The 23630-nt window shown below is 60.7% G+C and carries 20 protein-coding genes; 14 read left to right on the top strand and 6 right to left on the bottom strand.

Annotation, left to right across the window (positions count from 1 at the left end):
• Positions 1 to 109: 109 nt before the first annotated feature.
• The 5 genes from GGQ66_RS21490 to GGQ66_RS21470 all read right to left on the bottom strand — a co-directional run bounded on the left by GGQ66_RS21490 (position 110) and on the right by GGQ66_RS21470 (position 5262).
• Positions 110 to 871: an IclR family transcriptional regulator domain-containing protein gene (locus tag GGQ66_RS21490; RefSeq protein ID WP_183795538.1), complete on the bottom strand. Its 762-nt coding sequence runs from the start codon at positions 869 to 871 to the stop codon at positions 110 to 112.
• Between the two features lie 202 nt (positions 872 to 1073).
• On the bottom strand, positions 1074 to 2111 hold the full coding sequence (locus GGQ66_RS21485; protein ID WP_183795536.1) for a sensor histidine kinase: 1038 nt from the start codon (positions 2109 to 2111) through the stop codon (positions 1074 to 1076).
• A 9-nt stretch (positions 2112 to 2120) separates the two neighbouring features.
• Complete coding sequence (locus tag GGQ66_RS21480; RefSeq protein ID WP_183795534.1) at positions 2121 to 2558, bottom strand: response regulator; 438 nt, start codon at positions 2556 to 2558, stop codon at positions 2121 to 2123.
• Positions 2555 to 3958, bottom strand: coding sequence for a sensor histidine kinase (locus GGQ66_RS21475; protein ID WP_237359033.1), 1404 nt, complete (start codon positions 3956 to 3958; stop codon positions 2555 to 2557). Before GGQ66_RS21475 ends, GGQ66_RS21480 begins: the two co-directional genes overlap by 4 nt.
• Before the next feature lie 347 nt (positions 3959 to 4305).
• Positions 4306 to 5262 (bottom strand): LysR family transcriptional regulator, encoded by a 957-nt coding sequence (locus GGQ66_RS21470; RefSeq protein ID WP_183795530.1) that lies wholly within the window; start codon positions 5260 to 5262, stop codon positions 4306 to 4308.
• A gap of 137 nt (positions 5263 to 5399) precedes the next feature.
• Here GGQ66_RS21470 and GGQ66_RS21465 point away from each other — a divergent pair, with 137 nt between their 5' ends.
• The 9 genes from GGQ66_RS21465 (at position 5400) to GGQ66_RS21425 (ending at position 15952) form a co-directional block, all read left to right on the top strand.
• On the top strand, positions 5400 to 6797 hold the full coding sequence (locus GGQ66_RS21465; RefSeq protein WP_183795527.1) for an amidase: 1398 nt from the start codon (positions 5400 to 5402) through the stop codon (positions 6795 to 6797).
• 54 nt (positions 6798 to 6851) lie between these two features.
• Positions 6852 to 8147: an ABC transporter substrate-binding protein gene (locus GGQ66_RS21460; RefSeq protein ID WP_237359032.1), complete on the top strand. Its 1296-nt coding sequence runs from the start codon at positions 6852 to 6854 to the stop codon at positions 8145 to 8147.
• An 81-nt stretch (positions 8148 to 8228) separates the two neighbouring features.
• Positions 8229 to 9026, top strand: a complete 798-nt coding sequence (locus GGQ66_RS21455; RefSeq protein WP_183795523.1) for an ABC transporter ATP-binding protein — start codon at positions 8229 to 8231, stop codon at positions 9024 to 9026.
• Positions 9023 to 9748, top strand: a complete 726-nt coding sequence (locus GGQ66_RS21450; RefSeq protein ID WP_183795521.1) for an ABC transporter ATP-binding protein — start codon at positions 9023 to 9025, stop codon at positions 9746 to 9748. Before GGQ66_RS21455 ends, GGQ66_RS21450 begins: the two co-directional genes overlap by 4 nt.
• A gap of 5 nt (positions 9749 to 9753) precedes the next feature.
• The gene (locus tag GGQ66_RS21445; RefSeq protein ID WP_183795519.1) at positions 9754 to 10641 is read left to right on the top strand and encodes a branched-chain amino acid ABC transporter permease; all 888 of its coding nucleotides are present in this window, start codon (positions 9754 to 9756) and stop codon (positions 10639 to 10641) included.
• Between the two features lie 10 nt (positions 10642 to 10651).
• Complete coding sequence (locus tag GGQ66_RS21440; RefSeq protein WP_183795517.1) at positions 10652 to 11716, top strand: branched-chain amino acid ABC transporter permease; 1065 nt, start codon at positions 10652 to 10654, stop codon at positions 11714 to 11716.
• Between the two features lie 14 nt (positions 11717 to 11730).
• Complete coding sequence (locus GGQ66_RS21435; protein WP_183795515.1) at positions 11731 to 13314, top strand: GMC family oxidoreductase; 1584 nt, start codon at positions 11731 to 11733, stop codon at positions 13312 to 13314.
• Between the two features lie 10 nt (positions 13315 to 13324).
• Complete coding sequence (locus GGQ66_RS21430) at positions 13325 to 14824, top strand: aldehyde dehydrogenase (RefSeq protein WP_183795513.1); 1500 nt, start codon at positions 13325 to 13327, stop codon at positions 14822 to 14824.
• A 24-nt stretch (positions 14825 to 14848) separates the two neighbouring features.
• A complete protein-coding gene (locus GGQ66_RS21425; protein ID WP_183795511.1) occupies positions 14849 to 15952 on the top strand; it encodes a histone deacetylase-like amidohydrolase in 1104 nt (367 codons plus the stop codon).
• Positions 15953 to 16224: 272 nt separating this feature from the next.
• Here the strand turns inward: GGQ66_RS21425 and GGQ66_RS21420 are convergent, their stop codons facing one another.
• Positions 16225 to 17133: a LysR family transcriptional regulator gene (locus GGQ66_RS21420; protein ID WP_183795509.1), complete on the bottom strand. Its 909-nt coding sequence runs from the start codon at positions 17131 to 17133 to the stop codon at positions 16225 to 16227.
• Positions 17134 to 17240: 107 nt separating this feature from the next.
• Here GGQ66_RS21420 and GGQ66_RS21415 point away from each other — a divergent pair, with 107 nt between their 5' ends.
• The 5 genes from GGQ66_RS21415 (at position 17241) to GGQ66_RS21395 (ending at position 23520) form a co-directional block, all read left to right on the top strand.
• Positions 17241 to 18458: an MFS transporter gene (locus tag GGQ66_RS21415; protein ID WP_237359031.1), complete on the top strand. Its 1218-nt coding sequence runs from the start codon at positions 17241 to 17243 to the stop codon at positions 18456 to 18458.
• Positions 18455 to 19588: an FAD binding domain-containing protein gene (locus GGQ66_RS21410; protein WP_183795507.1), complete on the top strand. Its 1134-nt coding sequence runs from the start codon at positions 18455 to 18457 to the stop codon at positions 19586 to 19588. The genes GGQ66_RS21415 and GGQ66_RS21410 overlap by 4 nt, the downstream gene beginning before the upstream one ends.
• 305 nt (positions 19589 to 19893) lie before the next feature.
• Positions 19894 to 20961, top strand: coding sequence for a linear amide C-N hydrolase (locus GGQ66_RS21405; protein WP_183795505.1), 1068 nt, complete (start codon positions 19894 to 19896; stop codon positions 20959 to 20961).
• A 28-nt stretch (positions 20962 to 20989) separates the two neighbouring features.
• On the top strand, positions 20990 to 21772 hold the full coding sequence (locus tag GGQ66_RS21400) for a porin family protein (RefSeq protein ID WP_183795503.1): 783 nt from the start codon (positions 20990 to 20992) through the stop codon (positions 21770 to 21772).
• A 158-nt stretch (positions 21773 to 21930) separates the two neighbouring features.
• Positions 21931 to 23520, top strand: coding sequence for an alpha/beta hydrolase (locus GGQ66_RS21395; RefSeq protein WP_237359030.1), 1590 nt, complete (start codon positions 21931 to 21933; stop codon positions 23518 to 23520).
• The last annotated feature ends 110 nt before the right edge of the window (positions 23521 to 23630 follow it).

The raw sequence follows: 23630 nt of genomic DNA, 5'->3' as shown, positions 1-23630 counted from the left end.
GGACGGATGCCCGTCGACACTGGGTTCATCACTCCGCCAGGCCCGCGTCGAATGCGCGACGCGCAGCGCCGGCGCAGGGGCCGAAAGATTGCCCGTTGTGGGCAAGCGCTTACACGATCATCGTTGCAAGTTCGGCTTGCACGGCTTTCAAGGCGGGCAGGTAGCGGGCAATGATCGTATCCAGCGGTTCCGCATTGGCGGCAAGTCCGACATTGAGCGCTGCCACCGTCTTGCCCCGGATGGTATGCAAGGGCACGGCGATGGATCGCAGGCCGATTTCCACTTCCTGATCGATCACCGCGTGGCCGCTCGGGCGAACGGCGTCAAGCTCTGCCATCAGTGCGCCAATTTCCGTTACCGTCCATTCCGTGCGGGCGACAAGCGGCGTCGCTTCGAGAATGCGCCGGGCTTCTTCCGGGCCGAGGGCAGCGAGCAGGACACGCCCCATCGAGGTGCAGTAGGCCGGCAGCCGCGAGCCCGGCATCAGCGCAATCGACATGACGCGGCTTTGGGCGGCGCGCGCCACATAGACGATCTCGCCTTCATCCAGGATCGAAACGGAAGTGCTCTGGCCGATCTCCTGTGACAGCCGGTCGAGCGTCGGTTGCACGATGCGCGGCAGCGGCATGGTGGCGAGGCAGCCGGTGCCAAGTCTGAGCACGCGCGGTGTGACCGTGAAGAACTTGCCGTCATAGGCGGCATAGCCGAGTTCCGAAAGCGTCAGCAGACAGCGCCGGGTTGTGGCCCGATCAAGGCCTGCGATCTCCGCAGCCTCGGCAATGGACAGGCGCGGATGCTCGGCGCTGAAGGCCTCGATGACTTTCAGCCCCTTGGCAAGCCCGCCCATCATGTCGCGCTCTTTCACCACCATGCTGACAATCCCTTTTTGTGCGATAATCGAACAAACATTGCATAACGCACAAATGAATTACCGTCGAGCGGTTCCGGCGCAAAGCTGCATTTTTGGCCGGCTGTTGGCTCTCCTTCTTGCGTGTGAGGCTTTCGAGAAATCCGGCGCGGGCGAACATCCGGGCAGCGCAAGGTCTTGCCGGATGGGGCTCGACGCTCAAGCCTTATCCTTCAAGCGGCCAGGAAAGTGCGACGACGGTGCCGCAAGGAGAGGATTGAACGTCGATTTTCGCACCGAGCGTTGTGCTCATGGAGCGAATGAGCTTGGTTCCAAGCCCCGTTCCCTTCGGTCCTGCATCCACTTCGAAGCCGACGCCCGCATCCTCGACAACGAGCGAAGCCGTGCCTGCCACGGGGTCGCTGGCAACGCTGACCCGAATAATGCCCGTGCCTGTCGGATAGGCGTATTTGAGGGCGTTGGACACGAGTTCCGTGGCGATGACGCCAAGCGCGACAGCGCGATCCGGCGCATCTGCCAGCGGGGCGAGCGAGGCAACGATCTCGATGCCGCTCACATCCTCCTGGGTGCCGACCGTGCGTCGCAGATCCTCGATCAGCGGCCGCAGGTAGGTGTCGATCTGGACCCTGCCGACATCGTCAGACGTGTAGAGGCTGCGATGCAGGCCAGCAATGGCCGCGATGCGGCTTTGCGTTTCGGTCAGTGCATTTCGGGCCTCGTCGCTTGAAAGCGTGTTCGACTGGAGACGGATCATCGCTGCGACGAGGGCGAGACTGTTGGCAATGCGGTGGTTCATTTCCGCCATCAACAGTTCAGCCCGTTCCTTCGCCGCTACCAGCAACCGATCCGCTTCCGCCTTGGCCTTGCGAAGCCGGGCGGTTTCCAGCGCCTGCCGGATTGCGCTGACAAGCAGTGGAAAAAACTCGTCCGCAGCGGTCTTGATCACATAGTCGGTCGCCCCGCTTTTCAGCGCGGTGATCGCAATCTGCGCATCGCTGGAGCCGGTGACATAGACAATCGGCACATCGGGATTTTCACCGACGGCCTCGAGAAAGGAAATGCCCGTCGTTTCGACAAAATAGTGGTCCAGCACGACGGCGTCGAAGCCGCCTTGCGACAAGGCTTCAAGCCCGGCCGCCACCGAGATCGCGTGGACGACTTCATAACGATGGCGGGCGAGAATGCGTTCAGCCAGGCGAGCCAGCGCAGGGTCGTCATCGACGTAAAGAATGCGCGCTGGCATTACATGACCTCAGGGAACTTGAATGACTGAAAAGAACAGGCCGAGATTGCGGATCGCTGTCGCAAAACCCTCGTAGTCGACGGGTTTGGTAATGTAGACATTGGCGCCGAGATCGTAGCATTTCTGGATTTCGCGCTCATCGTCTGTCGTGGTCAGAACGACAACCGGCAGGCGGCGGGTGAATTCGTTCTGCTTGATCTGCCCCAGGATATCGATGCCCGACATATCCGGCAGATTGAGGTCGAGAAGGATCAGCAGATAGCGGTTTTCGCTGACCCGGCCGTCGCGACTTTCGCCGAGAATAAAATCGAGTGCCGTATTGCCCAATGTGAAAGGAATAATCGGGTTGTGAACGCCCGCCCGCCGCACATTTTTTTCGATGAGGCGCGCATGGCCCTCATCGTCTTCGATCATGACAATCGTGACTTCCTCTCCGGTCGCCTTCATAACGCAGTACTCCGAACTATCATCGTCAAATCCAATGGCATGACCAGCTTGAACGTGCTGCCCTTGCCCAGCTCCGACTCAACGGTAATGTCGCCACCTAAATTTCTGATTAGCGAGCGAACATGGGCAAGGCCTATCCCTTCACCGGGCTGATCCTGGTTTCCGGCCCGGCGAAACAATTCAAAGACACGCTCAAGATCCTGCGGGCCGATGCCGCGCCCGTTGTCCTTCACGTCCACACCGATACGTCCACGCGCAACGGGGTAACTGTGGACTTCAAGCACGAGTGGCCGTGAGGGATCCTGATACTTCACGGCGTTGTCGAACAGGTTGCCGAAAATCTGGTCGAGCGTGATGCGGTCGCTCACCACATGGCGCGCCTTGGCGAAATCGCAGGTGATGGACCCGCCGGCACTGATGATCTGGTGGTGAATGCTCGCTGCGGCATTGTCGGCAATCAGCTTCAGATCAATCTGCTCGGGCATGAGCTTTCGCCGGCCATCCCGTGAAATCTTGAGGATGGCGTTGATCAACTGGTCCATCTTCCGCGTTGAAGAGCGAATGAAGCCGATTGCTTCCGGCAGGTCGTCGTTCACGGCCGTGCGCGCATCCATGACCTGTTGCTCGCTGAGCGTCTTTCCATCCGCGAGAACATAGGTCGTCAGCGATTTGAGCGCGTTTTCCAGCTCGCTGAGAAAGCCCATGATATTGACGAGAGGCGCCCTGAGGTCGTGCGTCACGACATAGGCAAATCGCTGAATCTCCTGATTGGCGCGCATGAGGTCTTGCGTCCGTTCGGAAATGCGCTCCTCCAGCCCGGCGTTTAGAACCTCCACTTCGGCCCGCGCCTGCGACAGCGCCCGAATATGTTCCCGGATGACGAAGAAGGCAATCGCCAGCACCAGAACAATGGCAACGGCGGCGGAAACGGTCGTCCATTTCAGGTTTGCCGCGACCTCGATCTGCTCGGCGACGATCACCCGCAACCGGTCGTCCACCTGGTCGAGCGCATCGTCCATTGTGGACCTTGCGTCTTCCATGAGTTGCAGGCCGCGATCGGTGCGGATCAGTTCGACCGCGCGATCTCTTTGCCCTGACCGCACCAGATCGATAGTGCCGGCCATTTCCTTCATCTTCTCATCGATGATGGCGTCGAAGCCTTCGATGCGCCTCGAGACAGCGGGGATCGCCGCCGTCGCCTTGTGCAGTTGCCGGAGCCGTTCCGGTAACCGCGCCGTGCTCTCGCTGTAGGGTTCGAGATAGTTGGGGTCCTGCGTCATCACAAAGCCGCGTTGACCCCGTTCGGCATCCTGAAGCGTCAACAAAACGTTCAAAATCGCACTGCGCGCGATGCGGAGGTCGAGGATCTCCCGCGAATAATTGTTGTTGGCCTGAACCATCCAGAGAGACGATCCGACCAATATCACCAGAGGAGCGACACCTGCTGCGAGAACAAGAAGAGTTATGCGGAGGAAACGGGTCATTCCAAGTTATAAAGCTCGAGCGCGTTAGACGACGGGATGAGGAGGCACGACCGGGTCAGCGCTTCTCGTTGATGGGGCGTGAGGGCAAAAACGTACGAGTGCGGGTTTGGTTCCGTGAGGTGCAAGATTTTTGCAGTCGCGAAGTCCAGGCAGCGGCACTCGCCGGTGGTCGAATGATTTGCATGGGAGCGGTGGCACAAGAGTTCTGCCTTCCGGAATGATCCTGAAGGGCGTAGTTCGAGATGATGCCGGCCTGTCACCATCTAACTCCACAACAGCGACTGATGCGTGTGCCTAAGCGCAACCGAGAAGCCAGCAGGGCCCACCTCCCGGAAAAACTGGCGGCAAACATCGATGAAAAGCCGCAGGAAAAGCGGCTTTGAATGGCCGTAGAGATCGATGATGGAAATCGAGGGCGGCGGCAGTTCATCGACCAGCGGGCGTCTGACGATGAGCGCGGAATCGGCATTGGCGCCGCCCACCGGCTTCATGTTGAGCACCGACATGCCAAAACCGGAAGCGACGGCGGAGCGCACGGTCTCATAGGAGCGTGTGTGGAAGCGAACCTGCGGGCGCTCGGCCAGAATATCGAACAATGTCAGAAGGTAGGTTGATGTCTGGGGCATGTCGAGCAGGATCAGCGGGCGGGTCGCGATTTCAGACAGCGACACGGCTTCCTGTTGCGCAAGCGGGTCGTCGACATGCAGCACGGCATGGGCCGGAACCTTGCAGATCTTCGTCATGCTCCCGACCTCGATGTGGCCGATGTCGTAGATGACGCCGAGGTCGATGAGGCCGTCCGCGAGCCATCGCTGTACTTCCACCTGATCGCCCTCGATGAGAACGATTTCAACGTCACCGACGCTGTCGACATACCGCCTGAGTGCGGCAGGCAGGAACAGCGCGCCGAAGGGTTCGAAGCAGCCGATCCGCAGGATCTTGGGCACACGTTCCGAAAGGTCGCCGATGGCCCGGTCGAACTCGTTGGCCGCCGACAGCATGATGCGGGCAGCCGTTACGAAGCGTTCGCCCGCAGGGGTGATCTGTACGCCCCTGGCCGGGCGGCGTTCGAAGATACGGGCACCTATCTCTCCTTCTGCAAGGGTGATCGCCGCCAGTATCGATGACTGCGAGATATGGAGTGCGGTCGAGGCCGCCTGAACACTTCCCAGGCGCGCGACTTCGCTGACATACCGCAACTGTCGTACGGTCAGGTTCATCGGGATATTCATCCTTACATAAAATGAAATAAATTCCGCGAAAGAATACATTTTATCGAACCAAGCGATCGCGTCAAACTGATCTTAATCAAGCGGTTCGCCAAAGACGCGGGCCGACAATAAGGGGAACATTGCGAATGTCGCTGACCAACCCTCTCGCAGGGGCGGGTGACCTGTGCCGTCTTTCCGCCGCTGAACTTTCCGAGGCCTATGCCAAAGGTTCGCTCTCTCCTGTCGATGTCGCCAGGGCGGCGATCGCGCGCGCCGAAGACATCAATCCCACGCTCAACGCCTTCACGTTTCTGGATATTGCGGGTGCCCTTGAGGCTGCGTCGGCCTCCGAACGCCGGTGGCGCGATGGCGCACCGCTTTCGCCCTCCGACGGCATTCCCACGACGTTAAAGGATATCGTCTGGGTCAAGGGCTGGAGTGTGCGCTACGGCAGCACCACAACGCCCGTCACCCCCTACGAGATCGATGCTCCGTCCGTTGCATTGCTGCGCAAGGCCGGAGCGGTGTTCATCGGCCAGACGACGACACCGGAATTCGGCTGGAAGGCCGTGACCGACAGCGCCCTGTGTGGCGTGACGCGCAATCCCTGGAACCCCGCAAAGACATCCGGCGGTTCGTCTGGCGGTGCGGCGGTTGCGGCCGCCACGGGCGCAGGGGTTTTCCACCTCGGTACGGATGGCGGCGGCTCGATCCGCGTGCCGGCCTCCTTTTGTGGCATCGTCGGCCACAAGCCGACCTTCGGGCGGGTTCCAGCCTATCCGGCCAGTGCCTTCGGCACGGTTGCCCATATCGGCCCCATGACCCGAAGCGCAGCGGATGCGCTCGCCATGCTGCAGGCCATGTCCGGGCGCGATCTTCGCGACTGGGCGCAGGGCGCCGGTGTGCTTTCACCGCTTTCGCAGGAAACCGGTTCGCTGGCTGGACGCAAGATCGGTTACTGGTCGCAACCCGCCAGCGGCAGGCTCGATCCCGAGATCGGAGCACTGGTTGATGGTGCCGTCAGGAAGCTGGAAGCGGCTGGCGCCATCGTGGAGCCGGTATCCCTGCCTGCCGACAGCCTCCTCGATCTGTTCCATCATCACTGGTTCACGGGTGCAGCCGCCCGGCTTTCTACCGTCCCGCCGGGCGAACGCGGCAAGGTCGATCCCGGCTTCCTCGAAGTCGCCAGTCAGGGAGCGGCCTATTCGTCCATCGATCTCGTCAAGGCGCAGGTGCGCCGGGCGGATTTCGGTGCGGCGATGGATCGGTTGCTCTCGGATTACGACTTTCTCGTATCGCCCGGGACGGCGCTGCCTGCATTCGATGCCGGTCTGGAAGTGCCGCCCGCCGGTGACTACGCACGCTGGACGGAATGGGCAGGCTTCAGCTTCCCCATCAACCTCAGCCAGCAGCCGGCCTGTATCGTTCCCTGCGCGTTGACGGAGGCGGGCCTGCCGGTCGGCTTCCAGATCGTTGGCGCGCGTGGGGAAGACGCGCGGGTTCTTGCTGCTGCCGCAAGCCTGGAGGTGCTCTTTTCCCAATAAGCACCGCATGACGCATGACGACCAGAACCAACCATAAAAGGGGTAACCGTTATGATGAACAGACGTGCAATGCTTCAGGGCGTCCTTGGCGCCGGCGCCGCCGGCGGGACGCTCTTATCCGACCTCAACAGCCAGGCCAGGGCTGCCGAGGACACGCCTATCCCCGTGGGGTCGGCCCTGCCGATGTCGGGTCTTGCCGCCGCTGACGGCATCGAGTTCAAGAACGGCCTGACACTCGCGGCCGAAGAAATCAATGCCGCCGGCGGCATTCTCGGGCGCCCGATCGAACTTCACATCGAAGACACCAAGGAAATGGGTGCCGATCTCGTGACGCAGGCCATGCAGCGCCTGATCGACCGGCATTCGACGCCGGTGATCATCAACGGCTACAACCTCGGCACCAACATGGCCGAAATGGACGTCGCCGCCGACAACGACGTCATCATGATGCATTACAACACGTTGATCTCGCATAACGAGAAGTTCAAGACCGATCCGGATCGCTATTACGGCTCGTTTCAGGGCGATCCGCCGGAATACTGGTATGGTCCGGGTTGCCTGAACTTTCTCAAGAACCTTGCCGACACCGGCCAGTGGAAGGCGCCCAACAAGAAGATCGCCATCATTCCCTCCGCCAACGAATACTCGATTGTGATCGCCAACGCGATCCGCGACAAGGCCAAGGAATACGGCTTCGAGGTCAGCCTGTTCGAGACCGTGCCCTTCCCGACCAACCAGTGGGGTCCGACGCTTGCCAAGCTGCGTCAGGACCCGCCGGCGGCCATTCTCGTGACCCACTTCCTGCCGCAGGATCTGGCCCAGTTCATGGTGCAGTTCCTGCAGCAGCCGACCAACAGCCTTGTCTACATGCAGTATGGTCCGTCGTTGCCGGCCTTCCGGGAAATCGGGGGCGCCAATATCAACGGCGTCCTCTATTCAACGGTGATCGGCTGCCTGCCCGACGACTACGCGAAACCGTTCCGCGAAGCCTACCGCGCGAAGTTCGGTCCGACGGCGGCCTATCTGACGGGGTCGCAGACCTATGATGGCCTCTGGATGTGGGCGATTGCCGCTGCCCTTGCCGGTGGCCCGGGTGAACCCTTCAACAAGGAGCAGGTGGCGAAAGTCGCCGCTGCCATGCGCCGTAACGTCTATCGCGGCGTCAACGGCACTTACCGCGCCGATCCGGCGGGACAATCGGCCTACTGCTATCCGACGCAGGTGGCCGATCCTTCGCTGGGCATGCCGCACCAGTTCCTTCAGCATCAGGACTACAAGACAGATGCGAAGCTTGTCGCCCCGGCGCTCTACGCCACCGACAGCTTCGTTCTGCCGCCGTGGATCAAGTGATCATGCACCTGTGACCGAATTTCGCCATGGCATCGGGCGCGCAAGCGGCCGATGCCGGAACCGACCACGGAGACAGGGATCATGACTGACGAAAAGCAGGTGCTGCTGAACTGCGAGAACGTCGTCAAGCGCTACGGATCGCTTGCCGCAGTCGACGGCATGTCGCTGTCGGTTGCCGCCGGCGAGATCGTCGGTATCGGGGGGCCGAACGGCGCCGGCAAGACCACGTTCTTCGATGTCATCACCGGCATAACCCCCCTGACAGAGGGCAGCATCGCCTTCGATGGTCACGACATCACCGGCCTGGGGGCCGACCGCATATGCCAGCTTGGCATGGCGCGCACCTTTCAGCTCAATGCGGCCTTCGAGAGCCTGACCGTCCGGGAAAACATCGATGTCGCCACCTATTTCGGGCGCGCCAAGCGGACCTTTCCCGGCCTGCGACTGGGGCCCGAGGCCCGCGAGCAGACAGAGGAGGCGCTGGCCTTCGTCGGTCTGGCCGCCAAGGCAGACCAGACGGTGGGCCAGCTTCCCGTGCTCGACCGCAAACTGTTGATGATTGCCGGTGCGATCGCCACCAGGCCGAAAATCCTTTTTCTCGACGAGCCGGTCGGTGGCCTCAACACCACGGAGATCGACCTGATCATGGAACTCGTGCTCAAGCTCAAGGGCGAAGGTATGACGGTCGTCCTGATCGAGCATGTCATGCGCTTCCTTCTGGCGCTGTCGAGCCGGGTGCTGATCATGCATCACGGCAAGAAGATCTTCGAGGGCTTGCCCAACCAGGTGGCCGAGGACCCGGTCGTGGTCGCGACCTATCTCGGTGAGGGAACGCAAAAGCGTCTGAAGACCTTTTTTGCGGAAGGAGAACAGGCATGAGCGTTGCTGCCAAACCTCCCGTTCTGAGCCTCACCAACGTTGTATCCGGCTACAAGGAATTGCAGGTCCTCAAGGGCATCTCTTTTGATGTGGGAGCCGGCGAATTCGTGACCGTCGTCGGCCCCAACGGCCATGGCAAGACGACGCTTCTGCGCACCATTTCCGGCCTTGTGCCACTCCGGGGCGGGGCGATCCGCGTCAATGGCCAGCTCGTTTCCGCAAAGCCGCACGCGATTGCCGCGCTCGGCGTCGCCCATGTGCCGCAGGGCGACCTCCTGTTTCCGGAAATGAGCGTTCTCGAAAACCTGCTGATGGGTGCCTATCTCGCACCGAACCGGGCGGAGATCGATCGTCGTCTCGACGAGGTCTTCACGCTTCTGCCGAAGCTTTCGGAACGGCGGCACCAGATCGCCTCGTCGCTCTCCGGCGGCGAGCGGCGCATGGTCGGCATTGGTCGCGGCCTGATGATGGGCGGGCAGATCCTCCTCATCGACGAGCCGTCACTTGGTCTTGCACCGCTCATCATCGAACAGATCTACGGTGTGATCGCCGAATTGTCGCGCAGCGGCCGCACTATTCTGCTGGTCGAGGAAAACCCGGCCCGCGTGGCGGATCTCGCCGACAAGCTTCACCTGCTCGATGACGGTGCCATCGTCTGGTCCGGCCCGCCGGCCGACCTTCTGGCCCGCGACGAGCTTCTCGCAACCTATCTCGGAGGCTGACCGGCATGCTCGATATTTTCGTCTCCATCATCGTTGCCGGCCTTACCACGGGCGCGCTCTACGCCTTGGCCACTGTCGGCCTGTCGCTGGTGTGGGGTTCCATGGGCATGCTCAACATGGCTCATGCCGCCATGCTGACCCTTGGCGGCTATGTCGCCTTCACCGCCTCCACCTCGCTCGGCCTGCCCATAGGCCTCGGTTTCCTCGCCGCCATCGTGGCCGGTGCCGTTGCCGGCGGCCTGCTTTACGTGCTGATTGTCTCGAACCTTCTGCGTCATGACAAAAGCACTTTCGAATCCAACGTCATGATCGCTACCGTCGGCATTGGTATCGCGCTCGAGAACGCCATTCTGCTGACCTATGGCGGCCAGCCGCTCAAACAGCCGCTTTCGGTATCGGGCGCACTGGTGATCGGGCCGGTCACGCTGCCCTATCAGAACATCCTGATCGTTGCGGTCGTTCTGGTGCTCATGGCAATCGTCGCCCTTCTGCTCGGGAAGACCCGCATGGGCCGCGCCATCCGCGCCACCGCCCAGAACCGCGATGCGGCGCAGTTGCTCGGTGTTGCGGTGAACCGCGTCTATTTTCAGGTTCTGGTGCTTTCGGGAGCGCTGGCGGGTGTCTGCGGCGTCATGGTGAGTTCCATGACCCAGCTTTCCCCGCCGCTTGGCAACGACCCGATGCTCAAGGCCTTCATCATGTGCGTGGTGGCCGGCCTCGGCAACCTGCCGGGCGCGATCACCGCCGCCTTCGGGCTCGCCCTTCTCGAAGCCTTCGTGCAGTTCGTCGCAGGGGCCCGCTGGGGTTTTCCCTCGCTGCTTTTCGTCGTCATCGCCGTGTTGATCTGGCGTCCGTCCGGCCTGTTCGGACGTGCCCAGATCCGTCGCATGTAAGGAGCCGATCATGACCAAGCTATCAACCGGCAAGGGTATTTCCGGATCGGCAAAGCTCGACGCCGTCATCGCACTGGTGCTGATTGCCGCTGCCGTCACCCTGCCTTTCATGGTGGAAAGCCGCTACATTCTCGGGCAGATCGTGCTGGCGCTGTTTTACGCGACGATCGCCTCGCAATGGAACCTGCTCTTCGGTTTCTCCGGCATCTTCTCGCTGGCGCAGATGGCGATCTTCGCCTTCGGTGGCTATGCGACCGCAATGATCTGCTTCTATTTCGGCTTGAATGTCTGGGCGGCGCTTGTTCCAGGTGCGATTGCCGCCATGGTGTTCTCGCTCGTCGTCGGCCTCGCATGCCTCAGGCTGACCGGCGTTTACGTCGCGCTTCTGACGCTGGCCATTGCCCAGGCCATGTATCTGCTGATCGTGACGGATACCGAATGTTTCGTCATGGTCGGTTCCATTTGCCGGCAGTTCACCGGTGGGGCGGTGGGTTTTGCCCGCTTCGGTGACCTCGGCATGCGCACGCTTCTCAAGGGCCAGTGGTTGGTCGGCAATTATGCGATCATAGCCACCCTGTTCACGGTGACGATGATCTTCACCTACGTCGTTGTGAAAAGCCCCATCGGGCTCGCCTTCCGGGCGCTGAAGGACGATCCGGCCTATGCGATCGCGCGTGGCGTCAACCGCTTTCAGGCCCAGCTTCTGGTATTCGGTATCTCCGCCTTCTTCACCGGACTGGCCGGTGGTTTCTATGCCGCCCACTTCCAGGCCATCGGTCCCGGCGTTCTGTCGATGTCGCAGTTGATGTTCATCATCGCCATCACGGTCGTCGGTGGTCTCGGCAGCTTCTGGGGGCCTCTGGTCGGAACGATCGTCCTGGTGCTGGCGGATGAACTGATGCGCGAGGCGGGAGAATTCCGCACGCTCGGGCTCGGCATCATCATTGCGCTCTCCATCGTTCTCATGCCGAAGGGCCTCGTCGGGCGCATCGGCGATCTCGTCCGGTTCCTGCGCCGTCGCTCGCCGCGGTCGGCCATGGGTCCTCAGGAAAACGCGGCGCTGACCGCGAAATAAAAGGGGTTCTGATCATGTACGATACGATTATTGTCGGTGCCGGTTCCGCCGGTTGCGTCGCCGCTTTTCGGCTGGGCGCCGATGGCAACCGCAAGATACTCGTTCTGGAAGCGGGTCAGGCCGCACCGGTCGCCTCCGATGTCCCGTCCGACTGGGTGACAATGTTCAACACCCGCGCCGACTGGGGCTATTACACCGAGCCGCAGGCCGGTTGCCGCGGCCGTCGCATCTTCTGGCCGCGTGGCAAGATGGTCGGTGGTTCCGGCGCTCTCAACGCGATGATCTACATTCGCGGCCTCGCTTCGGATTACGACGCCTGGGAAAAGGCGGGGTGCGCCGGCTGGGGCTGGAAGGACGTGTTGCCGACCTTCCTTGCATCGGAAAACAACGCGCATTTTCGTGACAGCGAATATCACGGCACCGAAGGGCCACTCTATATCGGCAACGTTCCCTATGTCGACAAATACGAGAAGCTGTGGATCGAGGCGGCGGAGGCCGCAGGCTATCCGTATAACCCCGACTATAATGGCGCGACACAGGAAGGTGTGGGCCTGTTCCAGTTCACCATCAAGGACGGCGAGCGCTGGGGCACCGGCAAGGCCTATCTGCGCCCGGCGCTTGAGCGGGGCAATGTGACGCTGAAGAAGGGCGTTCTCGTCACCGGGCTGGTGGTCGAAAACGGTCGCGTGACCGGGGTTAAGTATCTGGTCAACGGCGTTCCGGAAGTGAGCTATGCGTCCAGCGAGGTGGTGATGGCCGCCGGCGCCATCGGCACCTGCCAGATCATGATGCTGTCGGGTATCGGCCCGGCGGCGGAACTGGAGGAGGCGGGGGTCAAGCCGGTCCATGATCTTCCCGGTGTCGGCAAGGACTTGCAGGATCATCTGAATATCCCGATTTCCTTCTACACGAAGGAAGACATGGGCATCGGCGCCTGGACCGCCGAAACCATCGAACAGAGCTTTGCGGAATGGCGCGATCATCGCACCGGTATCCGGACCTCCCCATGGGTGGCTTCGGGCGGGCATGTGTGCAGCCGCGAAGGCGTCGAACCCGATCTCCAGCTCTATGGCGCCATCAGCCCGCATCGTGATTACGCGCGCTTCCTCGGCGGGCGTTCCGGGATTACCGCCCATTGCGTGCTCCAGCGTCCAAACAGCCGCGGCGAGATCCGCCTGCGCTCCGCCGATCCGACCGAATATCCGGCCATCGACCCGAAATATTTCGCTTCTGACGAAAGCGGCGAGGATCTCGCAACCCTGGTTGCCGGCGTGCGGATCAATCGTCGTATTGTCGAGCAGTCGCCGATCCGGGAGTTGATCGACTACGAACTTTCGCCCAGCGCCGAATGCCGGAGCGATGAGGAGATTGGCGAGTATGTCCGCGGTCACATGACCACGCTCTACCATCCCTCCAGCACCTGCCGCATGGGTGTCGATGCGCTCGCCGTCACAGATCCCGCCACGATGAAGGTGCACGGGCTCGAAGGCATTCGCATCATTGACGCCTCTGCCATTCCGATCATGGTTTCCGGCAATCTCAACGCGCCGACGATCATGGTGGCCGAACGCGCCTGCCAGAAGATTCTTGCCGCCTGAGGAGGACGCCATGACCATCGTTGCGCAATCGGCCACCTGGCATGAAAAGGCCGCCCGTCTGAAGCTTGAGGGACGTCTGTTCATCGACGGGGATTTCGTTCCCGCCCTCGGCGGCAAGGTGTTCGAGAGTATCAACCCTGCCGATGGCTCGGTGCTGGCCGAGGTGTCGAGCGGCGGCCCGGCGGATATCGACCGGGCGGTTGCCTCGGGCCTGAAGGCTTTCAAGGCGGGCGTCTGGTCGCGCATGTCTCCCCGCGACCGGATGGCTGTCCTTTATCGCTTCGCCGATCTGATCGAAGCCCACAAGGACGAGTTCGCGATCATCGACACAATCGACATGGGCAAGCCCATTGCCGAGATGCTCGCCGTCGATGTTCCGCTCGCCGTGCTGTGCTTCCGCTTCACGGCGGAATGCATCGACAAGGTGCAGGGCTCGGTTGGGGCGACATCGCCGGATGTCCTTTCCTACGTGCTGCGCCAGCCGCTTGGCGTCGTCGGCTGCATCGTGCCGTGGAACTATCCGCTGCTGATGACGGCGTGGAAGATCGCGCCGGCGCTTGCCGCGGGCAATTCGGTGGTTCTGAAGCCTGCCGAGCAATCCCCGCTATCGGCGCTTCTTCTGGCCCGCCTCTTCGTCGAAGCGGGCGGCCCGGCAGGCGTCTTCAATGTGGTCAACGGCTTCGGGCCGGAAGCCGGCAAACCGCTGGCACTGCACAACGATGTCGAGAAGATCGCCTTCACCGGTTCGGCCGAGATCGGCAAGCTGATGATGACCTATTCCGGCCAGTCGAACCTCAAGAAGGTCTCGACCGAATGCGGCGGCAAGTCGCCCCATGTCATCATGGCCGATGCCGCCGATCTGGAGACCGCCGCGACCTGGGCGGCGATGGGTATCTTCGGCAATCAGGGCGAGGTGTGCTGCGCCGGATCCCGCATTCTGGTCGAGAAGGCGATCCTGCCGGAATTTACCGAGATTTTCCGCGCCAAGGCCGCGAGCTACGCGCCCGGCGACCCGCTTGATCCCGCAACCGGCATGGGGCCGCTGGTCGACTTCAGTCAACAGAAGCGGGTGCTGAACTATATCGGCATCGGCAAGCAGGCAGGTGCCGCCTGCCTGACGGGTGGCGGGGTGCCGGTCGGGCTGGAAAAGGGCGCCTATGTCGCGCCAACCATCTTCACCGGGGTTACCAACGACATGACCATCGCGCGCGAGGAAATCTTCGGACCGGTGGCAAGCATCATCGCCTTCGACGGTTATGACGAGGCGGTTTCCATCGCCAACGATACCAATTTCGGCCTGGCCGCCGGCATCTGGACCTCGGATCTTGGCAAGGCGCACCGTTTTGCCCGCGATGTGGAGGCCGGCATGGTCTACATCAACAGTTACATGAACGGCGACATGCAATTCCCGTTCGGCGGCTGGAAGGAAAGCGGCAACGGCCGCGACAAGTGCATGGACGCGCTGATTTCCTACACCCAGACCAAGAGTGTCTGGGCAACGATTGGATAACGGGACAGATCGGGAGTTGATGACATGGCGACAGGCTGGAATTTCCACGAACTCTATCTCTGGCACAGTACCGGTGTCTCATCGATGTTCTTTCCGGCAGGACTGACCATCGAGCCGGGCGAGCACGCTGAGAACGCGGCAACCAAGCGCCGCTTCAAGAACCTGATGGAAGTGTCCGGCCTGACCGAAGACCTCGTTTCGATCAAGTCGGTGCCGGTCGACGAGGATGATCTCGCATTGTTCCACACGCGGGACTACATCGCAAAAATCAAGGCGATGTCCGCAGCACAGGGCGGCGATGCCAGTTATCTCACGCCCTTCGGGCCCGGTTCCTATGAGATCGCCTGCCTCGCCGCTGGCGGCACCTTTGCGGTGATGGATGCCGTTTTGTCCGGCGAAATCGACAATGGCTATGCGCTGGTGCGCCCGCCCGGTCACCACGCCGAGAGCGATCAGGGACTTGGCTTCTGCCTGTTCGGCAACATTCCTGTGGCCATCCTCAAGAACCGCAAGAAACACGGTTTCGAGCGCGTCGCGACGGTGGACTGGGACGTGCATCACGGAAACGGCACGCAGGCCGCCTTCTATGGCGATCCGGGCGTTCTGACGATTTCGCTGCATCAGGAACAGCTTTACCCGCCGGATAGCGGCTTTCGCGAGGAACGTGGAACCGGTGCGGGCGAGGGATACAACATCAATATCCCGCTTCCCCCCGGTAGCGGTCACGGCGCCTATATCGCCGCTTTCCAGCAAATCGTTCTGCCTGCACTGAAAGCCTACAGGCCGGACCTGATCGTCGTGCCCTCGGGCTTCGACGGCTCGTCCGCCGACCCTCTGGGCCGGATGCTGCTCCACAGCGATACCTACCGTGAAATGACACGGCTTCTGATGGAGGCGGCCGACGAACTGTGCGGCGGGCGCCTGATGATGTCGCACGAGGGCGGCTATTCCTCGGCCTATGTGCCTTATTGCGGGTTGGCGGTGATGGAACAGCTTTCGGGCATCAAGACCAAGATCGACGATCCTTTCCTCTACCTGTTCAAGGATTATCACGCACAGGCATTGCAGCCTCACCAGCAGGCCGCGATTGCTGCTGCGGCGGAGTTCGCAAGCATCATTCGTGACTGATTGGTCGGTGCTTGTTCGGCTGGCCTGGCGATAAATGGCGTCTCAACGAGGCCGCCTTTTATCGCCAGGCCGCGCAGGAAGGTATCCCATCGCCTAACGGAGGTTAAATTGACGATACCCGGTCATATCGGGATAGATCATACTGCGATCTCTTCACTTTCCATCCGGGGCACCTTGTTCATGTCACGATCCAGACCCTGGCCACTGCCGGGTAGCGGATGTGGCGCTGCCGGCACTGGCGGCGAACTGCGAGCCCATTTCGTCGTTCCCGCTTAATCTCGCGACCGGGTAGGGGCAATATCCGGCATCTGGGAGAGCCTCGTCTCAAGGGCGGAAATAAAGACCCGCACCTTCGGAAGGACCAGACGTGTCGTTGGATAGACGGCCCAGATGCCCAGCGGTTCGGGTTCGGCATCCTTCAGGTGAACGGCGACCAATTTACCCTGTCGAATATCGTCAGCAACATTCCACCAGGACAAAAGCGCGATCCCGCCGCCGGCAACGCTTATCGCGTGACAGCCCTCGATACTGCTGCTGGTAAACCGGGAGTTCAGACGAATGTGTCGTTCCTTGCCATCCTGAATGAAGGTCCAATGGGTCGCGCTGCGCAGCGGCAAGCATGAATGCTGGCTCAGTTCATCGGCGAGGGCTGGGGTTCCCCGCTCGCCGAGATATGATGGACTTGCCACGAGCACGCGGGGATTGTCGGAAAGCTTGCGGGCGATAAGGTTGCTGTCGCGCAGCCTGGCGATGCGAATGGCCAGGTCCGTACCGGTCGCGACCAGATCGGGAAGGCTGTCCGTAAGGTCCAGCGAAATCCGTAATTCCGGGTTATCGTCCAGGATTGTCGGAATGAATGGCGTCACAAACTTCAGCCCGAAAGATACCGGGACTGACACGCGCAGCAATCCTGACGCCCCGCGCGTATCAGACCGAAGCCGCGACACGGCCTCGGCCTCGTTGTCGACCAACGCCTGTGCGAATGGCAGAAAGGTTTCCCCTTCGGGCGTGAGCGAAAGGGATCGCGTCGTCCGGTGAAGCAGCCGAACGCCAAGCTCTGCCTCGAGATTGGCAAGCCGGCGGCTTGTGACCATAGGGCCGAGCCCAAGCCGCCTTCCAGCCTCCGCAAGGCTCCCGGCGTTGACCGCCGTCGTGAACACCAAAACGTCTCCGGTATCCATTCTATCTGCTTTCGTTATAGAGGTAGAACATAGAAGCCAACTAAACCGATATCGGATAAAGCGCTAGATGTCCTGCAGATTTCAACTCTATGCAGATGGACATCGTCATGAACATCAAATCGACCTCGGAGTCAGCAAGACCGGCACATCTTGGGCGGCCAACGCTTTTTGCCATGGCTGCTGCAAGTGGCATTGCCGTGGCCAATATCTACTATAACCAGCCGATGCTCGGCATCATGGAGCAGGATTTCCCGAGCCAATCGGTCACCGGCTTTGTTCCGACGGCGACACAGCTCGGCTATGCCATCGGCCTGTTCTTCGTGCTGCCGCTTGGCGACATCATACACCGCCGCAAGTTGATCATCGGTCAGTTCCTCATTCTTGCCGTCGCACTCATACTTGCCGCCCTGGCGCCAACCGCATGGAGCCTTATCGCTGCTTCGCTGGTTGTCGGCGCCAGCGCCACCGTCGCGCAGCAGATCGTGCCCTTTGCGGCCTCGCTGGCGGCGCCGGAAAAGCGTGGATCGACGATCGGAACTGTCATGGCCGGTGTCCTCTCAGGGATCCTGTTCTCCCGAACGCTTTCAGGGTTCGTCGGCCAGAATTTCGGTTGGCGGGAAATGTTCTGGCTGGGCGTACCGATGGCTTTGATCGCCTCCGCAATGATGTATGCGACGTTGCCCGACCATGCGCCGGTATCGCGCATGGCGTATAGGAACGCACTGAAGTCCTTGGCTCACCTGTGGAAGCGGGAAGGTGCCCTTCGCTCCGCGGCCCTCATGCAGGCGGCTCTTTTCGGGTCGTTCACGGCGTTCTGGACGGTGCTTGCGCTCTATCTCGCGACACCGAAGTTCGGTCTTGGAGCGGACGTCGCCGGACTGTTCGGTATCGTCGGTGCGGTTGGGGTGTTTGCCGCCCCGCTCGCAGGCAGGGTTGCCGATCGTAAGGGACCGCATTTCGTTGTCTGGCTCGGCATCATCCTGACGATCGTCGCCTGGCTGATGTTCGGGCTCTGGAGCTCTCTGATCGCGCTTGTCGTCGGCGTCATCGTCCTCGACTTCGGAATTCAAAGCGCACTCGTATCGAACCAGCACATCGTCTATGCCCTCGATCATGAGGCCCGCAGTCGATTGAATACGATCTTCATGACCGCCATGTTCCTCGGCGGAGCTGCGGGCGCTGCACTTGCCTCTGCGGCCTGGAGCTATGATGGCTGGATCGGCGTCGCCGTGCTCGGCGGCTCGCTCGGGATCGTTGCACTGGTCATCAAGTCATTCGAGCATCGTCCTGCGACAACGCCCGCTCACCAGGGAAATCGGTCATGATACCGCTTCGCATCCGTATCGTCGGAGGCTCGCTTGCCGGGCTCTTCGCAGGAATTCTGCTCGGTCGTGACGGCCACGATGTCAAGGTCTACGAACGCTCCTCGACCGGTTTCTCCGGCCGGGGCGCAGGGCTCGTCCCGCAACGGGAGGTCTTCCAGATCCTGCGCGAGATTGGCGTTGAGCATCTGGCCACGTTTGGCGTTGTCTCCAGGGACAGGATCTATCTGGCGAAAACCGGCGCCGTCAGTCAGCGCATGCATATGCCGCAGACCCAGATATCATGGGACCTTCTCTATTCTGCCGTCGTCTCGAAACTCGGGAGCGACAACTATGTTCTCGGAAAGCCCGTGAGATCGGTACGCGAAGAAGGCGGATCCTCCGTCATCGAGTTCGACGACGGTTCCACCGAAGCGGTCGATCTGGTCGTCGGCGCCGACGGCATAGGATCGGTCGTGAGGTCGGCCATCAATGCCGATGCCATCAGCCGATATGCCGGGTATGTCGCTTGGCGCGGCCTCGTTCCAGAACGCGCGCTACCACCGTCCGTTTCCCCGCTCCCCGGCAATTTCGCCTTTTACATCGCGCCCGGAAACCATGCTCTCGGCTATCTGGTGCCCGGTGCCGGCGGAGAGACCGCCGAAGGCGAACGTCGTTACAACTGGGTCTGGTATCGGTTTGTCGATGAGGGTGACCTGAAACAGACCTTTATCGGTCAATCCGGACGGTCTTCCCGCTTCTCGCTTGCACGAGGCGAGCTTTCCGACCCGCGACGCCGGCTGTTGCGTGAGGACGCAGCAAGGTTTCTCCCGCCACAGTTCATCGCGGCGGTTGATGCGGAGGAAACCCCTTCCATCCAGGGTATTTTCGATTATCGGGCGGATCGCATGAGTGGGTCTTCGATCGCACTGATCGGAGATGCGGCCTTCGTGGTGCGCCCCCATACCGCAATGGGTGTCGCCAAGGCAGCCGGCGACGTCCTGTCACTTCGTGCGCATATCAGGCAGGCAACAAGCCTTGGCTCGGCGCTGCAAGGCTTTGAAGCCGACAGAGTTGCCGTCGGACGCGAGATCGCGGCCTACGGACAGGAACTCGGCCGCTCGTCCATGCGACAGGCCCTCTCGCCTGGCTGAATGAAATCGGTAGTGCGCAGGCGGAGCCGATACGATGAGGCACGTCACATCTACGCCCGCCGTTCGGTCCGTCTCGTTCACCGTGATTGATGTCTCAGGTTGTTTCGCCCAAACGGTCATGCCGCGCATCCTGCATTCCAGTCCATGCTTCTTCGGGCTGGCTATGTCGGCCGGGGTCCGATCACGCCAATGTGAATTGTCGACTCCCGCATATAATTTGGGGTAATTCGAGTTACGACTTGTCATGACGCTGTATGTCACCTCACTATCACCTCACAACTTAACGCTGTTTTCTTGAGGTGATTATGCGTAGTTCAGCCTTTCGGAGAGTATTGTCGGCGGCTTTGTTGGGAGGTTATGCGTTGATCACGCCGCTTGAGGCGCTGGCTTGCACCCGCTTCGTGTTTCTCGGCGATAACGGAAACGTCGTCACTGCCCGGTCGATGGATTGGCGTTATGAGATCGGCACGAACCTTTATGTCCTGCCGCGCGGCATGGAGCGGAGCGGGGAGGCTGGCCCCAACTCCTTGAAGTGGACATCACGTTATGGCTCAGTTGTGGCGACCGGCTATGATGTCTCGACGACAGATGGCGCCAATGAAGCCGGTCTGGTTGCAAACGTTCTATGGCTGGCAGAAGCCGGTTATCCGGAGTTCAAGGCAGGTAGCAAGCCTGGTCTGACGATCGCCGCATGGGCGCAATATGCACTCGACAATTTCGCAACCGTTGCCGAAGCGGTCGCGGATTTCGAAAAAGAACCGTTTACAATCGTGACCGACAACGTGCCGGGACAAAACCGGCTGACAACCTTGCATCTGTCACTTTCCGATGCGAGTGGCGACAGCGCGATCATCGAATATATCGACGGCAAGCAGATCATCCATCACGGGCGCCAGTATCAGGTCATGACCAATTCCCCGGTCTATGACCAACAACTGGCGCTGGCATCCTACTGGAAAGGCATTGGTGGAACGGTGATGCTGCCGGGCACGAACCGTGCGGCCGACCGCTTCACCCGCGCCTCGTTCTATGCGAATGCCATTCCAAAGAGCGGAGAGCCCAACAGCCTTCTGGCCAGTGTCTTCGGTGTTATCCGCAATGTCTCCGTGCCGCTTGGCATAGCGACACCGGACGAACCGGAAATTTCCTCCACACGCTGGCGGACGGTGTTCGATCACAAGCGCCAGCTTTACTTCTTCGAATCCGCCATGACGCCGAATACCTTCTGGGTTGATCTCAAGAAGATCGATTTCGCCGCCGGAAGCGGCAAGGTCATGAGGCTCGATCTGGGCGAAAACCAGGTTCACACCTTCAGCGGCGATTCAACCGCCTATTTTGAGGAAGCCAAGCCGTTCAAGTTCCAGGGCTTGTGATGAACGCCGCCTGTGAGGAGAGGACTGGATGAGAACGACGACCGCAATTTTAATCGTATCCATGCTTGGATCCGCCGGTGCGGCAAATGCCGGCGAGCTTCCTGCGGATCATGGGGGGCAGGGATGGGCATTCCAGGTCACGCCTTATCTTTGGGCCGCAGGTCTTGAAGGTGATATCTCCCCCTTTCGGCGAGCACCGACACTCGCCGTCGACAAGTCATTCTCTGATGTTCTGGATCATTTGAATTTTGGCGGCTTCGTTGATATCTGGGGGCGATACGACCGCTACGTCTTTTCCGGCGACCTGATGTATGTCAATACCACGGACAGCCATGCGGTTGGGTCCCTGCCGATGGTAGGAGCCACGCCCGGCCTGAGCGCCGATGTGGATACGGCACAGTTCACCGCAACGCTGAAGGCCGGATATCGTGTGTATGACGATTCCGATTTTACCGTCGATCTCCTCGGCGGGATACGCATCTGGCATGTGTCCAACGATCTGACGGTTCGTTATGGCGGGTTTTCCCGCTCATATGGCGAGGATTTCGGCTGGGTCGATCCGGTTGTCGGCTTCAGGACATTCTATCGGGTGACACCCAACCTGTCGTTCCAGGCACAGGCCGATCTCGGTGGTTTTGGCGCTGGTTCAAAACACACATGGCAGGCTCTTGCGACGGCGAACTATGTCTTCAATGATAATCTGTCGGTTTCGGCCGGCTACAAGATCCTCGATGTCGACTATGATTCCGGTGGGCATATTTTCGACACCACGCTGAAGGGCCCGGTGATCGGCTTGACCTATCGCTTCTAACGTTCGATGACCGTGGGGGAGGCAGAGGCACAGGGAACGAAATGAGGACACCACGACCGCAGAGCGTGCCAGTATTTGCGTCGGTGACGCGCGTGGTGGCAAACCTTATCAGGGGCCTTTCGTTTCCAGGCGTCGTTTTCGCTGGGCTGTTCTTTGCCATGTCGCTTACACCGTCACTGGTGCCACGCGAGACATTGCCGCAGGGCGTCCTGTCCGGTCTCTGCGCATTTTTGGGGTACGCGCTCGGCGTCCTTCTTGACTGGATAGTGACCTATCTCCAGCTTCCATCGCTGCAAAGACTGCCGCGTTGGGTGCGCGTGTCCGGTTGCAGCGGCAGTGGGGCAATTGGTCTTGCTTGTCTTTATCACTCCGAAGACTGGCAGAACGCGGTGCGGAGCGTCATGAACATGGCGCCGGTGGATGGTGGACATCCGCTGAAAATCTTTGGCGTTGCTATCGTCGTTTGCGCCATCTTGCTTGCCATAGGTCGAAGCGCGCTTTGGTTGGCGAGGCGGATCGACAGGCAGATTGTGCGCTTCGTGCCACGTCGCCTTGCGATGCTCAGCGCCTATCTTTTGACGGGAATTGTGCTTTGGTCGCTGGCCAATGATCTGCTTGTCAGGAATGTGTTCCGCCTTCTGGATTCGTCGTATCGGCAGCTCGACGCCCGGTTCGAGCCTGAGCGACCACAGCCTTTGGCAAGCGGAAAAACGGGCAGTGCGGCTTCGCTGATCGAATGGCAGAAGCTTGGCCGGGCTGGACGGGAATTCGTCGCCTCTGAAGCAATGCCAGACGATATCGCTCGCTTGGCCGGGACACCGGCGCGCGAGCCGATCCGCGTCTATGTCGGCCTGCCTTCCGGCGAAACGGTGGAGGACAGGGCCCGGCTGGCGCTCGAGGAACTGAAACGACAGGGCGGGTTCGAACGCACCTATCTGGTCATCGTTACGCCAACCGGAACCGGCTGGGTCGATCCCGCGAGCATGGATGCACTAGAATATCTGACGGGTGGCGATGTTGCGAGCGTTGCTGTCCAGTATTCCTATTTGAGCAGCCCGCTTTCGCTTCTGGCACAACAGGAATATGGCTCGGAAACCGCGAAGGCCCTGTTTTCGACTATCTACGGATACTGGACGGGACTGCCGAAGGACAAGCGTCCGAAACTTTATCTGCATGGACTGAGCCTCGGCGCGATGAACTCGCAAATCTCGGCGGAACTGTTCGAGATGCTTGGCGATCCCGTTCAGGGCGCCCTGTGGAGCGGCCCGCCCTTCGTCAGCGGCACCTGGGCATGGCTGACCCGACAACGCGCCACCGGCACACCCGAACGCCTGCCGGAATTTCGCGACGGGCGGCTGGTGCGGTTCATGAATCAACAGGGATTTTCCGTGCCGGATGAAAGGCCTTGGGGCAGTACGCGCGTCGTCTACCTGCAATATGCAAGCGACCCCATCGTATTCTTCGACTATCGCTCCTTCTTTCGTAGACCGGACTGGATGCGTGAGCCGCGTGGCCCGGATGTCTCGCCGGCCATGCGGTGGTATCCCATTGTAACTGGCTTTCAGTTGACGCTCGACATGCTGGTTGCGGCCGCAACACCTGCCGGTTATGGCCACGTCTATGCCGTTTCCCACTATGTTGATGCCTGGCATGCGACCCTTGGCCTTGACGACTGGTCGCCGCAAAGACGCGCAGCACTTAAAGCCCACCTCAGCAGCCTGCAACTGAGGCCCAACGGAGGAGGGTGACGAACCGATACGAGTGTGAACCGCGCCGGATTTACCGGAGACCGTTTGGTTTAAGTTATGCGGCCATGGCCGGCTCGTCCAGCATGGCATAGTATCGTTCTTCTGCCTCG

This window comes from Allorhizobium borbori (assembly GCF_014196535.1).
GTDB classification, from domain to species: Bacteria; Pseudomonadota; Alphaproteobacteria; order Rhizobiales; family Rhizobiaceae; genus Ectorhizobium; species Ectorhizobium borbori.
This window is presented reverse-complemented; position numbering and strand designations above follow the sequence as displayed.

Bases quoted from the DNA above. Each gene is read 5' to 3' on its own strand.
- GGQ66_RS21490 (WP_183795538.1), bottom strand. From the start codon at position 871: ATGGTGGTGAAAGAGCGCGACATGATGGGCGGGCTTGCCAAGGGGCTG.
- GGQ66_RS21485 (WP_183795536.1), bottom strand. From the start codon at position 2,111: ATGCCAGCGCGCATTCTTTACGTCGATGACGACCCTGCGCTGGCTCGC.
- GGQ66_RS21480 (WP_183795534.1), bottom strand. From the start codon at position 2,558: ATGAAGGCGACCGGAGAGGAAGTCACGATTGTCATGATCGAAGACGAT.
- GGQ66_RS21475 (WP_237359033.1), bottom strand. From the start codon at position 3,958: ATGGTTCAGGCCAACAACAATTATTCGCGGGAGATCCTCGACCTCCGC.
- GGQ66_RS21470 (WP_183795530.1), bottom strand. From the start codon at position 5,262: ATGAACCTGACCGTACGACAGTTGCGGTATGTCAGCGAAGTCGCGCGC.
- GGQ66_RS21465 (WP_183795527.1), top strand. From the start codon at position 5,400: ATGTCGCTGACCAACCCTCTCGCAGGGGCGGGTGACCTGTGCCGTCTT.
- GGQ66_RS21460 (WP_237359032.1), top strand. From the start codon at position 6,852: ATGAACAGACGTGCAATGCTTCAGGGCGTCCTTGGCGCCGGCGCCGCC.
- GGQ66_RS21455 (WP_183795523.1), top strand. From the start codon at position 8,229: ATGACTGACGAAAAGCAGGTGCTGCTGAACTGCGAGAACGTCGTCAAG.
- GGQ66_RS21450 (WP_183795521.1), top strand. From the start codon at position 9,023: ATGAGCGTTGCTGCCAAACCTCCCGTTCTGAGCCTCACCAACGTTGTA.
- GGQ66_RS21445 (WP_183795519.1), top strand. From the start codon at position 9,754: ATGCTCGATATTTTCGTCTCCATCATCGTTGCCGGCCTTACCACGGGC.
- GGQ66_RS21440 (WP_183795517.1), top strand. From the start codon at position 10,652: ATGACCAAGCTATCAACCGGCAAGGGTATTTCCGGATCGGCAAAGCTC.
- GGQ66_RS21435 (WP_183795515.1), top strand. From the start codon at position 11,731: ATGTACGATACGATTATTGTCGGTGCCGGTTCCGCCGGTTGCGTCGCC.
- GGQ66_RS21430 (WP_183795513.1), top strand. From the start codon at position 13,325: ATGACCATCGTTGCGCAATCGGCCACCTGGCATGAAAAGGCCGCCCGT.
- GGQ66_RS21425 (WP_183795511.1), top strand. From the start codon at position 14,849: ATGGCGACAGGCTGGAATTTCCACGAACTCTATCTCTGGCACAGTACC.
- GGQ66_RS21420 (WP_183795509.1), bottom strand. From the start codon at position 17,133: ATGGATACCGGAGACGTTTTGGTGTTCACGACGGCGGTCAACGCCGGG.
- GGQ66_RS21415 (WP_237359031.1), top strand. From the start codon at position 17,241: ATGAACATCAAATCGACCTCGGAGTCAGCAAGACCGGCACATCTTGGG.
- GGQ66_RS21410 (WP_183795507.1), top strand. From the start codon at position 18,455: ATGATACCGCTTCGCATCCGTATCGTCGGAGGCTCGCTTGCCGGGCTC.
- GGQ66_RS21405 (WP_183795505.1), top strand. From the start codon at position 19,894: ATGCGTAGTTCAGCCTTTCGGAGAGTATTGTCGGCGGCTTTGTTGGGA.
- GGQ66_RS21400 (WP_183795503.1), top strand. From the start codon at position 20,990: ATGAGAACGACGACCGCAATTTTAATCGTATCCATGCTTGGATCCGCC.
- GGQ66_RS21395 (WP_237359030.1), top strand. From the start codon at position 21,931: ATGTCGCTTACACCGTCACTGGTGCCACGCGAGACATTGCCGCAGGGC.